Below are 12,696 nucleotides of genomic sequence, written 5' to 3'. Positions count from 1 at the left end.
ACTGTAATAAACCGGGCGCTAGTCCCCCTTACTCACCTGGTCGGAGGTCTCCTCTTCCACGTCCGCCATCGCGGGATCGAGCAGCCGGGACAAGAAGTGCCTCGTCCTCTCGTGGGCCGGGTTGCCGATGACCTGCTCAGGGGTGCCGTCCTCGACGATCACGCCGTCGTCCATGAAGACGACCCGGTCGGCGACCTCGCGCGCGAAGGTCATCTCGTGGGTGACGACCATCATCGTCATGCCCTCGTTCGCGAGCATGCGCATCACCGCGAGCACGTCGCCAACGAGCTCGGGGTCGAGCGCGGAGGTGGGCTCGTCGAAGAGCATCACCTCAGGGCCCATGGCGAGCGCGCGGGCGATCGCCACGCGCTGCTGCTGGCCGCCGGAGAGCGAGGACGGGTACGCGTCCGCCTTCTCGGAGAGGCCGACGCGCCGCAGGTTGTCGGCGGCCACCTGCGCCGCCTCCGCCTTGTCTCGCCGGAGTACGCGGCGTTGCGGCAGGGCGAGATTCTCGGTGACGGACAGATGCGGGAACAGGTTGAACTGCTGGAAGACCATGCCGATCCGGCGGCGTACGGCGTCGATGTCCACGTCGGGGTGGGTGACTTCGGTGCCGCCGACGAAGACCTGGCCCTTGGTGGGCTCCTCCAGGAGGTTCACGCAGCGCAGCAGCGTGGACTTGCCTGAGCCGGACGGGCCGATGACGCACACGACTTCGCCGCGGCCGATCTCCAGGTCGATGCCGCGCAGCACCTCGTTGTCGCCGAACGACTTGTGCAGGTCGCGGACTTGAATCTCCGGAGTACCGCTCGTAGTGCTCGTGCTGCTCACTTGGTGGCCTCCCCGGCCTTCGCCTCAAGACGGCGTACGACAAAACCGAGCGGGACCGTGACCAGCAGATAGCACAGGCCCGCGACCAGGATCGGCGTGGAGTTGGCGCTCTCGCTCGCCAAGTCCCGGCCGAACTTGGCGAGTTCGCGCTCTTCAAGGGTGACGCCGAGAAACAGCACCAGCGAGGAGTCCTTGAAGAGGAGGACGAGTTCGTTGGTGAGCGGCGGGATCACGATGCGGAACGCCTGCGGGATGATGATCGAAACCATGGCGCGCGCATGCGAGAAGCCCAGCGAACGGGCCGCCTCCATCTGCCCCTTGGGCACCGCCTGGATGCCCGCGCGGATCGTCTCCGCCATGTACGCGGCGGCCACCAGGCCGAGCGCCAGGGCGACCTTCCCGTACGTACCGCCGGGGATCTCCGTGCCCGGGAAGGCCAGCGGTACGGCGACTCCCACGAAGATGAAGATCAGCAGGGCGGGCAGTCCGCGGAAGATCTCGATGTAGAGGCCGGCGAGCCAGCGGTACGGTCCCACCGGCGAGAGCCGCATGAGTGCGATGACCATGGCGAGTGCGAGACCGAACGCGAAGCCGGACAACGTGTAGAGCACGGTGTTGCGCAGTGCCAGCGTGATGATGTCCGGGAACAGTTCCTTCGCCAGGTCGGCCTGGGCGAACTGGTTCTGCAGCCGGCCCCAGTCGGCCGTGGCACCGAGGGCGACCAGGGCGGCGACGAAGACCGCGTACTGGATGCCTCGCGAGACGGCGCGCTTCTGACGCCTCGTCAGGCCTTGTTTGCGCGGCTGGATCTGGGTGTCGACCTTGCTCATGAGGCGGCGGACGGGGAAGCCGAGGCGGCGCCCGCGGCGTTCGCGGCGCCCTCGTCGTATGGGCCTATCCACTGCTCGTACAGCTTCTTGTACGTGCCGTCGGCCTTCGCGTCCGCCAGCGCCTTGTTGATGGCCTTGACGAGTTCGGTGTTGCCCTTCTTCACCGAGAAGCCGTACTGCTCACCGGTGTTGAGGTTGTCGACGACCTGGAAGGCGTCGGCGTTGGCCTTGTCCTTGAGCCAGCCCTGGACGACCGGGTAGTCGATGACGACGGCCTGGACCTGGCCGGTGCGCAGGCCGTTGAGGACGGCGTCGGAGCTCTCGAAGGAGACCGGGTCGAAGCCCTTGCCCTTCGCGTACTCTTCGCCGGTCGTCTGCGCCTGGGCGCCCAGCTTCTTGCCCTTCAGGGCGTCGAAGGAGCCGATGCCGCTCTTCTTGTCGACGAGGACGGCTTGGGTGGCGTCGAAGTACGGGTCGGAGAAGTCGACGTTCTTCTTGCGCTCGTCGGTGATCGTCATGCCGGCCGCGGCGAGGTCGCACTCGCCGGAGTTGAGGAACGCACCGGTCTTGAAGTTCTCGAACGGCGTGTCCAGGATGTCCTGCTTCACGCCCAGGTCCTTGGCGACCAGGTCTATGAGCGCCACGTCGAAGCCCTGCACCTTGCCGTCGATCTCCGACTGGAAGGGCGGATACGGAAGGTGCGTGCAGGTCGTCAGCTGCCCCGCCTTCACGATCGAGACCCCCTTGACGGTCTCCCCACCCCCGTCGCCCGAGGAACAGCCGGCCACGAGCACCAGCCCGGCCGTCGCAGTGGTGGCGGCCAGAATGCGGGCCCGGCGTCCGAGGACCGTGTTCACGGGGGTGACCTCCTGAAGGGGGCTACGAGGGGACTTGACCTTCCGATTATAAGGAAGGCTTGGACCCCCTCAAATCATTCCCATGGCAGGGGGCAGCTCCGACCTGTGAAGTTTCGGTGTCAGCCGGACCTGCGGCGTCAGTCGCCCATGTCGAACCGGGGTTCCTCGGTCCGGGTGCGCTTGACCTCGTAGAAGCCAGGGACGGTGGCCATCAGCAGAAAGCCGTCCCACAGCTGTCCGGCCGTCTCCCCGGTAGGAGCGGGGGATACGACGGGACCGAAGAAGCCGACCCGTTCGCCGCGGGGCCCGGCGACCGACACCACCGGGGTGCCGACGTCAGCGCCGGCCAGGGCAACGGCCTGCGCGTGCGAGGACCGGATCGCCTCGTCGTACGCCGTGGACTCGGCGACCGCGCCGATCTCCTCCGGCAGCCCGGCATCCGCCAGGGCCGCCTCCAGGTTCCCCCAGTCACCCTGGAGGTGAAAGCGGGTACCCAGCGCCGTGAAGAGGTCACCGAGCGCCCGCTGACCGAACCGCTCCTCCACCGCTGCACACACCCGCACCGGCGCCCACATGTAATCCCCCCACTCGCCCTCGGGGTTGTCGTCCCGGTGCTCGTTGAGCACGGACAGACTCATCACCCGCCAGCGCACGGTCACGGGCCGCACCTTGGTGACCTCGACCATCCACCGCGAGGTGATCCACGTGTACGGGCAGACAGGGTCGAACCAGAAGTCGACGGTCCGTCGCTCGGTCATCTGATCGGCTCCCCATCCGGATACGCTCGAACTCAGGTACTGGATCGCCTGACGTGAGCACCTGTCAAGCGCCCGATGAACTGACGTGTCGCAGAAAAGGGGACGGCCGTGAGACACCGGCCCCGGCCAACGACGAAGGGAAGCACGCCCCCTCAATGTGGCGGCGTGAACAACCTGGCTGACCTACGCGGTCGCGGCACTAATAATCGGGCGCCAGGTCACGGCTGCTGGAATGCGACCTCAGGATGCGTGGCCTTGGGGCCATCGAGGAGCGGCTGCGGGATGCCCCGCAGGTGAAGGTCAAAGAAGGCTGACACGTGGTCGCGGGTTATGCGCCACCCGCGTTCTCCGGACAGCGGTATGGCAGGGTCCGACAGGCCCAACTGCGCGGCCAGATACGGCAGGTCCGTGAAGGAAAAGTGCTCAGCGCCGGTCACAGTCAGCCAGCGTTTCCAGCCGTTCAGATGCTTCCACGCCTCAGCCCAGTCGGATGTCCGGCTGCTGGTGCTGTGGGTGGACTCGGCGCCGAGCGTCATGAACGGGCGCGTACCAAGCCCCGCCGCAGCAGGGTGCAGGAAGAAGTCACCGTCCAGGTCGACCCCCGCCCGCACGCGGCGGTCGGCGGCCATGGTGGCCGCGGCGGCCGCACCCCCGATCGAATGCCCTCCGATTCCGATCCGGCTCGGGTCGATCACACGGGACAACACCCCAGCCCGTCGGCCGCCTGTCAACTCGCTGATCACGAAGGACATGTCCTTGGCCCGACCACGCACGACGGCGGCCCGCTCCTCCGCAGTGTCGACCCGTTCGCAGGCCACACAGGTCAGCAGCCGGCCCTTGGGGAAGGCAGTGCCGACGGATTCGTACGCGTGGTCCACCGAGGCAACGACGTAGCCACGACTCGCGAGATCGTCTGCGATCGAGGTGAGTGTGGTGCGCGGCATCGAGAAGCCCGGGGAGAGCAGCACCAGGGGGAAATGCCCCGGCACCGGACGAGCGCCCATATGAGCATGGGTGCGTGCCCGGGCAACCGTTTCGCGGGGCACGACGCCGCCGAGTCCTCTCGCCTCCAAAAGGAGCTGCGCCTCCTCGTCGGTCATGTACGCCGCCGGTAATCCACTCGCCGAGCGTGCTGGGTAGGACACCGTCACCATCAGCTCCCGGTTACCGGCCGTCGGCACCCATGGGTCGGTGCGGTTCCTGTCGACCAAGTGCAGGGTGCGGCGGCCCACGGGGTATTGACCGGTGGGGGGCGGTAGTTCCAACCCGCTGCTGTACGGGACTTGGGGCGCAACCTGCGCGGGGTTGACGGAGACGGCCGGTGTGGCGCCCAAAAGCGGCGCGGCCAGGGCCAGGGTGAGCAGACTGGCCACAGCGGCTTTGCGATGTCTGGGGATCATGCAGTCGAAGCTAGGCACTGGTTCTGCACAACACGTCCGGCTCCAGGGTTACTTGGTCGTACCCCTGTCGGCGGATCACGTCAGACCTCGGTATCACACAGGTGGGGGCGGGCCACGTGTGCCGAACCTGCGGCGTTAGCGTCAGCGTCCGCGCCCCCACCCCTCGCGAAGGGAATTGTGTCGTCCGCCGGTGTCAGCGGGGAGACTCTGCCCCATGCCCATCAGACGATCAGCCGCAGCAGTCGCCCTCGTCGCGATCACTATGACCGCGTGCGGAACTCAGCAGGGCGGGCAGACGCAGTCGGCCACCACCCGGCCTTCCTTCACTCCCCGGCCGAAGTGCGCCCAGTCGGCCGAGGTACCCAGGGCTCTGCCTTCCTCTCCCGCTCCGAGTGCGGACGGCAATCGTCAGGAGGGAAACGACGACCGTCCCCCCAACTACGCGGAAAATCACGCCTACCGCATGCAAGGGTCGATCTCCGCGGAGAAGCGCGCGCAGGGGGAAGCGTCCGCCAAACTCATTCGGCAGGAACTGGACAAGGTCCGGGAGGAAGGTGGCGCCGGCCAGTACGGCGCGTTCAGCGATGAGCGGATCATGGCGGCGCTGAAGCGCCTTGGCTGCGGCAAGGAACACGGCGTTTACGTCGGGTACGGGTCCTACAGCGTCCACACGGGAGTCACGTGTGTGTCCGGGCGGATAACGAAAGAAGAGTTGACCAGCGAGGTGCACGGCGCTTACGCCGAACCTCAACCCGGTACGGGGCCCTGTGTCGAGAACCAAGGAGGCCACTGACCAAGGCAGTGGCCATACGCCGTCGCCAACCGACTTCATAAAGCGGTCCGCAGACCATTGGCGCCTTGCTCGATGCGCCCCCAACTGCTGCCGCAGAATGCGCAGTCGGGAGCGCAGGTCCGTACCGGACAAGGGGAGGCCGGTACTGGGGTTGTGCGGTGCCGCCCTTGCCCCTCGCCGCGCCCCGGACGCGGTAGCCATCGGGTTACGTGTCGGCTACGCGCGATCTACCGTGCGAGCGCCGATGGGCGACGACTCCACGGACGTACGGCACCCGGGCGCGGGCGGGGGCCGAGTGACCGTCGAGCGCGCGGCACAGAGCCGCGTGCAGATGCTCGACTTCGACCAGGGTCAGGCTCAGCTCGGCGTCCGTCGCGTGCTCCTCGTTGCGGGACAGCCGCAGGGGGACGGTCACGTGGTCATCGTTGGTGCGGCGCACACGGCTGCCCGGAGGGCGTTCGATCTGCCAACTCATGACGTCCTCCCGATGCGCTCGAGGCGGTAGGCGCCCCACAGTTCCCGTCCGTCTGCGCAGCCGTCCTGCGCCTTGCTCACGCCCCTACAGCCAGCGGCGCACTTCACCGCGTGCTCAACCCACAGCCGGTAGGCGCGCAGCATGGTACGCCCGCCAGGGCTGGGTCTCCGATCCGGAGCAGCCGCCCCGCGAGGGCGACCACCACCTCTTGCTGACCTACGCGGTGAACGGGGAATGACCTGAGCCGGTTGAACGTTCATACACCCAGCGGAGGGAGCCTTCGCGTACCCGTGCGACCTGGAGAGCCGAAGTCATGCGCGTCGAGATCTGGAGCGATATCGCCTGCCCCTGGTGCTATGTGGGCAAGGCCCGCTTCGAGAAGGCGCTTGACGCCTTCCCGCACCGGGACGAGATCGAGGTGGTGCACCGTTCCTTCGAGCTCGACCCGAAGCGGGCCAAGGGTGACAACGAGTCCGTTCTGAAGATGCTCACCAAGAAGTACGGGATGAGCGAGGCGCAGGCCCGGGCGGGTGAGGAGAACCTGGGCTCGTTGGCCGCCGCCGTGGGGCTGGAGTACCGCACCGAGGGCCGCGATCACGGCAGCACCTTCGATATGCACCGGCTGCTGCACTTCGCCAAGGAGCAGGGTCGGCAGGACGAGCTGCTCCAGATCCTGTACCGGGCGAACTTCGTCGAGGAGCGGTCCCTCTACGTGGACGCCGACGCGTATCTGACCGAGCTGGCCGTCGAGGCCGGTCTCGACGCGGACGCCGCCCGCGAGGTGCTCGCCGACCCGGACGCGTACGCCGATGAGGTCCGGGCCGACGAACGCGAGGCCGCCGAGCTCGGCGCGAACGGCGTTCCCTTCTTCGTCCTCGACCGCAAGTACGGCGTCTCGGGCGCCCAGCCCGTCGAGACCTTCGGGCAGGCGCTGGAGCAGGCGTGGGGCAACCGCTCGCCGCTGAAGCTGATCCAGGACGGCGACGCGGACGCCTGCGGTCCCGACGGATGCGCGGTGCCGCAGCACTGAAGGACCGCCCACAGAAACCGCGCAGGTCAGGGGCGATGTATAAGCGTTCCTTAGCGGGATCACGCACAAATACGCAATGGACCAGAGAGCGCCGAAGGCTCACAGTTGTCCCATGGAGACCTTCGAGAGCCGCGTCCGTGCCGAGTTCGCCCCGAAGAACACCTTTCTGAACACCGCGAGCAACGGGCTGCTGCCCGCCCGTACCGTCACCGCCCTCCAGGAGGCGGTGGCGCTGCGGGCCGACGGCAGTCCGGTGGACTCGCTGTTCGCCGATGTGGAGGCCGCCCGGGCCTCCTTCGCCCGGCTGGCCGGCGTGCCGGTCGGGCGGGTGGCGGCCGGGTCCTCGGTCAGCGCCTACACCGGCCTGGTCGCCGCCTCGCTGCCCGCCGGCGCCGAAGTCCTCACCGCCGAGGACGACTTCGCCTCCGTCGTGAACCCCTTCCATGTCCGCACCGACCTCAAGGTGCGGACGGTGCCCCTGGAGCGGATCGCCGAGTCCGTCCGGCCCGGCACCGCACTCGTCGCCGTCAGCGCCGTGCAGTCCGCCGACGGCCGGATCGCCGATCTGCCCGCGCTGCGCGAGGCGGCCAGGGACCACGGATCCCGTACGTACATCGACTTCTCCCAGGCGGCCGGCTGGCTGCCGATGGACGCCGGGGCGTACGACTACGTCTCCTCCGTCTGCTACAAGTGGCTGCTCGGCCCACACGGAGCCGGTTTCCTCGTCGTGCCGGAGGACTTCGGCGAGCTCACACCGATCCTGGCCGGCTGGGTCGCCGGGGAGCACCCCTGGGACAGCTGCTACGGCCCCGTGGCCGAACTCGCCCACTCCGCCCGGCGGTTCGACCTGCCCCCCGCGCTCTTCAGCTACGCCGGACTACGCCCCTCCCTCGAGCTCATCGAGGAACTCGGCGTCGACGCCGTGCAGGCCCACGACCTCGCCCTCGCCGACCGCTACCGCGCGGGCCTCACCACTCTCGGCCACGAAGCCCTCCCCGCGCCCGGCTCGGCGATCGTGTCCGTGCCCGGCCTCGGCCACCGCCAGCCCGAGCTGGACAAGGCCGGGATCTCGGTCTCCAATCGCGCCGGCAACCTGCGTGCCTCCTTCCACCTCTACAACACGACCGCCGACGTCGACCGCCTGCTGGACGTCCTGTCTTCCTGAACCACTGGCGCGGGCCCGGCCGGGACGCTAGGAAGGGCACCAGGGGGTGGGGCCGTTGGAGACCACGGGGACGTCCGTCGAACCGGCCGCCGACGCGGAGTTGCAGCGGCGGCTGGTGTACGGCGACGAGTCCGCGCTGACCGAGGCGTACGCCGCGTACAGCGGGCTCGTCCGGGCGGTCGCCGTCCGGGTGACGCGCAGCCCGGCCGCCGCCGAGGATGTGGCGCAGGAGGTCTTCGCCCAGCTGTGGAGCAGGCCGTACGGGTTCGACGCGCGCCGTGGCTCGCTGCGTACCTGGCTGTCCGTGCTGGCGCACCGGCGAGCCGTGGACTGGGTGCGCACCGAGGCCCGGCACCGCAAGGCCGCCGGAGCCGACGACTCGGCGCTGCAGGCGATCCCCGACACGGGACCCGGGCCGGACGAGACGGTCGTCGACCGCGAGCGCTCCCTCCTGCTGCACTCCGCGCTCGCCGAACTCCCGCAGTCCCAGCGGGAGGTGGTGCACCTCGCCTTTTTCGCGGGCCGCACCTACCGCCAGGCCGCCGTCGAACTCGGCATCCCGGAAGGCACCGCCAAGACCCGGCTGCGCTCTGCGTTACGCAAGCTGGCCGAGTCCATGGCCGAGCCACCGGATCCGGCCTTGGAAAGGGGCGGCGCATGATGGATGGATGCGCCCGGGAAGCAGGGCGGAAAGCTGCGAAGGGAGGTGCGCGGTGACCACTGATCACGACGGTGTACGTGAGCTGCTGGGGGCCTGGGCCTTCGGCGCGTTGCGGCCGGAGGAGGAGCGGGCGGTGCCGGCGCATCTCGCCGAATGCGAGAGCTGCGCGGCCGAAGCGGAGCGGCTGCGGGAGGCCGTACGGCTGCTGGACGGGCCGCGGGGAACGGCCATGAGCAACGGCTCGGGAGGAGCAGGCGGCGTACTCGCTCTCGCTCTGCGCTCCCGGCCCGCCGCGCCGAGAGTCGCCGCGCACGCGGCCCCGTACGCCGCCGCCGTCGCCGGACTCCAGGCGCTGGTACGGGAGTTGGACGGCCGCTGGAGCACACCGGTCGTGCACGACTGGGACGCGCACGCGACGGTCGCGCACCTCCTCGCCGCCGACGAGCCGCTGGCCCTGCACCTGGGCCTCGACGCACGCGTGCCCGCGTCGACCGTCCCGGAGGGAACGGGATGGGAGCAGGCCTGGAACGCGCGTACCACCGAGGTGATCGCGTACGAGCGGCAGCGCAGCCCCGAGGAGACGGTGACCGCGTGGGCCGCTCAGGCAGCCGCGCTGCTGGCCACGCCCGAAGCCCGGGATCCCGAACGCGCCGCCCACGCCATGACGTTGATGGGGATCCGGCTGCCCGTCGCCGACCACTTCCTCGTGCGGGGCTTCGAGGCGTGGATCCACACGGACGACATCGGCCGCGCGCTCGGCCTCGCCGTACCGCCGCCGCCCGAGGAACACCTCTGGCAGCTGGTCCGGCTCGCCGTCCGCATCCTCGACCTGGCGCTGGGGACCACGGCGCCCCCGGTGCTGTTCGCGGTGGCCGGAGGCGAGGACGCCCAGTGGGTGCTCGGCTCCGAGGACGAGCCGGTGCGGGCCGAACTCGTCCTGGAACCCGTCGACTTCTGCCTGCTCGTCGGCGGACGGTACGGGCCCGAGGAGGTCCCGAGGGGCGCGACGGGCGACGAGGACGCCGTACGGAACGTACTGGAGCGGGCGGCGGCGCTGTCCTGGCTGTAAACGGAGGAGGGCGGCACCCGACGAGGGTGCCGCCCATCATCCGTACATCACTTCAGGCGTACGCCACTTACGTGTACGTCACTTAACCGGCGTGAAGTCCCGCGCCCCGATGAAGTCCGGCCGCGGCACCGGTGCCGCGAACGGCTCCACCGCCGCGTTCTCCACGCTGTTGAACACGATGAAGACGTTCGACCGCGGGAACGGGGTGATGTTGTCCCCGGAGCCGTGCATGCAGTTGCAGTCGAACCAGGTCGCCGAGCCGGCCCGCCCCGTGAAGAGCTTGATGCCGTGCGCCTCGGCGAACTTGGTGAGCGCCTCGTCGGAGGGCGTGCCCGCGTCCTGCATCTGCAGCGACTTCTTGTAGTTGTCCTTCGGCGTGGCCCCCGCACAGCCGAGGAAGGTCTTGTGGGACCCCGGCATGATCATGAGGCCGCCGTTGGTGTCGTAGTTCTCGGTCAGCGCGATCGAGACGGACACGGTGCGCATGTTCGGCAGGCCGTCCTCGGCGTGCCAGGTCTCGAAGTCCGAGTGCCAGTAGAAGCCGCTCGCTCCGAAGCCGGGCTTGACGTTGATCCGCGACTGGTGGACGTACACGTCCGAGCCGAGTATCTGACGGGCGCGGCCCACGACGCGCTCGTCGCGTACGAGGCGCGCGAAGATCTCGCTGATCTTGTGGACTTCGAAGACCGAGCGGATCTCCTGCGACTTGGGCTCGACGATCGAGCGCTCGTCGGCGCGGATCGCCGGGTCGCTCACCAGGCGCTCCAACTCGCCCCGGTAGACGGCCACTTCCTCGTCGCCGATGAGCTGCTCGATGGCGAGGAAGCCATCGCGCTCGTACGACTGGAGCTCGGCCGCCGCGATCGGTCCTGGCGTACCCGGCTCGCTCCACACCACGGGGTCCTGGCGGGGTACGGCCACCTCGGCGGCGCCGCGGGTCGGGTACAGGTCGGTGAGCGTGGTCATGGTTCTCAGACCTCCTCGGTCAGCAGGGGGTAGACACCGTTCTCGTCATGGTCCTCCCGTCCGGTCACCGGCGGATTGAAGACGCAGAGGCAGCGGAAGTCCTCCTTGATCTTCATCGTGTGCTTCTCATGGCCGTCGAGGAGGTACATGGTGCCGGGGGTGATGGTGAACTTCTCCCCGGTCTCGTCGTTGGTGAGCTCGGCCTCGCCCTCTACGCAGACGACGGCCTCGATGTGGTTGGCGTACCACATCGACGTCTCCGTACCGGCGTACAGGATCGTCTCGTGCAGGGAGAAGCCGACCTTCTCCTTGGCGAGGACGATGCGTTTGCTCTCCCAGGTGCCCGACGCGGACTTGACGTGCCGGTCGGTGCCTTCGAGGTCCTTGAACGAGCGGACAATCACGGTGGTGCAGTGCCTCCTTCAGGCTGCGCGCGGTTGCGGTTACGCCGTTTCTCGTACGGCGCGGGCGAGGGTGCGCAGGCCCTCGTCCAGCTCGTCGGGCGTGATGGTGAGCGCCGGGAGGAGCTTGACGACCTCGCTCTCCGGGCCCGACGTCTCGATGAGCAGGCCGAGTTCGAAGGCCCGCTGGGCGATACGGCCCGCGCGCTCCTTGTCGTGGAACTCGATGCCCCAGACCAGGCCGCGGCCGCGGTACTCCTTGCTGGCCTCGGGGTGTTCCTCGCGGATCGCCTTCAGCACCTCGTCGATCTGCTCGCCGCGGGCCCTGGTCTGCTTCTCCATGGCCGGCCCGTCGGTCCAGTACGTCTCAAGGGCGGCGGCGGCCGTCACGAACGCCGGGTTGTTGCCGCGGAAGGTGCCGTTGTGTTCGCCCGGCTCCCAGATGTCCAGCTCGGGCTTGAACAGGGTCAGCGCCATGGGCAGTCCGTAGCCGCTGATGGACTTGGAGACGGTCACGATGTCCGGCGTGATACCTGCCTCCTCGAAGGAGAAGAACGCGCCGGTGCGGCCGCAGCCCATCTGGATGTCGTCGACGATGAGCAGCATGTCCTGACGCTCGCACAGGTCCGCGAGGGCACGCAGCCACTCGGCACGCGCGACGTTGATGCCGCCCTCGCCCTGTACGGTCTCGACGATCACGGCGGCGGGCTGGTTGAGGCCGGAGCCCTGGTCCTCGAGGAGCCGCTCGAACCACAGGAAGTCCGGGACCTGGCCGTCGAAGTAGTTGTCGAACGGCATCGGCGTGCCGTGCACCAGCGGGATGCCCGCTCCGGCCCGCTTGAAGGCGTTGCCGGTCACGGCGAGCGAGCCGAGCGACATCCCGTGGAAGGCGTTCGTGAACGACACGATCGCCTCACGGCCCTTCACTTTTCGCGCCAGCTTCAGCGCCGACTCGACGGCGTTGGTGCCCGTCGGGCCCGGGAACATGACCTTGTACGGCAGGTCGCGCGGGCGCAGCACGATGTTCTGGAACGACTCGAGGAAGGCGCGCTTGGCGGTCGTCGACATGTCGAGACCGTGGGTGACGCCGTCGCGCTCCAGGTAGTCGATGAGGGCGCGTTTGAGTACGGGGTTGTTGTGGCCGTAGTTGAGGGACCCGGCACCGGCGAAGAAGTCCAGGTACTCGTGGCCGTCCTCGTCGTACATCCGGCTGCCCTGCGCGCGGTCGAACACGGTGGGCCAGCCGCGGCAGTAGCTGCGCACCTCCGACTCGAGGGTCTGGAAGATGCTCAGGTCGGGCTGGGTGATGCTCACAGCGAATCTCCTCCTGGGAGATGAAGTCTTGGTGGGGGTACGGCCGGGTGGTCGGGTCCGGTCGTCTGGATCTGCGGGTTTGCTGTTTCTGCTGGTTCTGCCGGCCGGATTCTGCTGGTTCTGCCGACCGGATCGGCCGTGGCCGC

14 protein-coding genes are annotated in these 12,696 nt (G+C 68.7%); 5 read left to right on the top strand and 9 right to left on the bottom strand.

Features of this window, described 5'->3' with window-relative positions; translation table 11 throughout:
• Positions 1 to 18: 18 nt before the first annotated feature.
• The 5 genes from OHT21_RS36585 to OHT21_RS36565 form a co-directional block, all read right to left on the bottom strand.
• Positions 19 to 831 (bottom strand): amino acid ABC transporter ATP-binding protein, encoded by an 813-nt coding sequence (locus OHT21_RS36585; protein ID WP_328772555.1) that lies wholly within the window; start codon positions 829 to 831, stop codon positions 19 to 21.
• Complete coding sequence (locus tag OHT21_RS36580) at positions 828 to 1,661, bottom strand: amino acid ABC transporter permease (protein ID WP_328772554.1); 834 nt, start codon at positions 1,659 to 1,661, stop codon at positions 828 to 830. The genes OHT21_RS36585 and OHT21_RS36580 overlap by 4 nt, the downstream gene beginning before the upstream one ends.
• Entirely contained in the window at positions 1,658 to 2,518 is an 861-nt protein-coding gene (locus OHT21_RS36575) for a transporter substrate-binding domain-containing protein (protein ID WP_328772553.1), read from the bottom strand. Before OHT21_RS36575 ends, OHT21_RS36580 begins: the two co-directional genes overlap by 4 nt.
• Before the next feature lie 137 nt (positions 2,519 to 2,655).
• Positions 2,656 to 3,276, bottom strand: coding sequence for a mycothiol-dependent nitroreductase Rv2466c family protein (locus OHT21_RS36570; protein ID WP_328772552.1), 621 nt, complete (start codon positions 3,274 to 3,276; stop codon positions 2,656 to 2,658).
• A 218-nt stretch (positions 3,277 to 3,494) separates the two neighbouring features.
• Positions 3,495 to 4,676 carry an alpha/beta hydrolase family protein gene (locus OHT21_RS36565; protein ID WP_328772551.1) on the bottom strand — a complete coding sequence of 394 codons (1,182 nt, stop codon included), beginning with the start codon at positions 4,674 to 4,676 and terminating at the stop codon, positions 3,495 to 3,497.
• 463 nt (positions 4,677 to 5,139) lie between these two features.
• On the opposite strand from OHT21_RS36565, the gene OHT21_RS36560 reads away from it, so the two are divergent.
• Positions 5,140 to 5,469 (top strand): hypothetical protein, encoded by a 330-nt coding sequence (locus OHT21_RS36560; protein ID WP_328772550.1) that lies wholly within the window; start codon positions 5,140 to 5,142, stop codon positions 5,467 to 5,469.
• 205 nt (positions 5,470 to 5,674) lie between these two features.
• Here OHT21_RS36560 and OHT21_RS36555 read toward each other — a convergent pair whose 3' ends face one another.
• On the bottom strand, positions 5,675 to 5,944 hold the full coding sequence (locus tag OHT21_RS36555) for a hypothetical protein (protein WP_328772549.1): 270 nt from the start codon (positions 5,942 to 5,944) through the stop codon (positions 5,675 to 5,677).
• A gap of 313 nt (positions 5,945 to 6,257) precedes the next feature.
• Here OHT21_RS36555 and OHT21_RS36550 point away from each other — a divergent pair, with 313 nt between their 5' ends.
• From OHT21_RS36550 to OHT21_RS36535, 4 genes are all read left to right on the top strand, one after another.
• Positions 6,258 to 6,974: a DsbA family oxidoreductase gene (locus OHT21_RS36550; protein WP_328772548.1), complete on the top strand. Its 717-nt coding sequence runs from the start codon at positions 6,258 to 6,260 to the stop codon at positions 6,972 to 6,974.
• 112 nt (positions 6,975 to 7,086) lie between these two features.
• Positions 7,087 to 8,139, top strand: coding sequence for an aminotransferase class V-fold PLP-dependent enzyme (locus tag OHT21_RS36545; RefSeq protein ID WP_328772547.1), 1,053 nt, complete (start codon positions 7,087 to 7,089; stop codon positions 8,137 to 8,139).
• Between the two features lie 55 nt (positions 8,140 to 8,194).
• Positions 8,195 to 8,800 (top strand): RNA polymerase sigma factor, encoded by a 606-nt coding sequence (locus tag OHT21_RS36540; RefSeq protein WP_328772546.1) that lies wholly within the window; start codon positions 8,195 to 8,197, stop codon positions 8,798 to 8,800.
• A gap of 52 nt (positions 8,801 to 8,852) precedes the next feature.
• Positions 8,853 to 9,869, top strand: coding sequence for a maleylpyruvate isomerase family mycothiol-dependent enzyme (locus tag OHT21_RS36535; RefSeq protein WP_328772545.1), 1,017 nt, complete (start codon positions 8,853 to 8,855; stop codon positions 9,867 to 9,869).
• Between the two features lie 78 nt (positions 9,870 to 9,947).
• On the opposite strand, the gene thpD is transcribed toward OHT21_RS36535, so the two are convergent.
• From thpD to ectB, 3 genes are read right to left on the bottom strand one after another with little or no spacing between them, the layout of a single operon-like run.
• Positions 9,948 to 10,835, bottom strand: coding sequence for an ectoine hydroxylase (gene thpD, locus OHT21_RS36530; protein ID WP_328772544.1), 888 nt, complete (start codon positions 10,833 to 10,835; stop codon positions 9,948 to 9,950).
• A gap of 5 nt (positions 10,836 to 10,840) precedes the next feature.
• On the bottom strand, positions 10,841 to 11,239 hold the full coding sequence (locus tag OHT21_RS36525) for an ectoine synthase (protein WP_033317823.1): 399 nt from the start codon (positions 11,237 to 11,239) through the stop codon (positions 10,841 to 10,843).
• A gap of 39 nt (positions 11,240 to 11,278) precedes the next feature.
• The gene (ectB, locus tag OHT21_RS36520) at positions 11,279 to 12,550 is read right to left on the bottom strand and encodes a diaminobutyrate--2-oxoglutarate transaminase (protein ID WP_328772543.1); all 1,272 of its coding nucleotides are present in this window, start codon (positions 12,548 to 12,550) and stop codon (positions 11,279 to 11,281) included.
• Positions 12,551 to 12,696 lie beyond the last annotated feature (146 nt).

The sequence above is a fragment of the Streptomyces sp. NBC_00286 genome, from assembly GCF_036173125.1.
Classification (GTDB): Bacteria; Actinomycetota; Actinomycetes; order Streptomycetales; family Streptomycetaceae; genus Streptomyces.
This window is presented reverse-complemented; position numbering and strand designations above follow the sequence as displayed.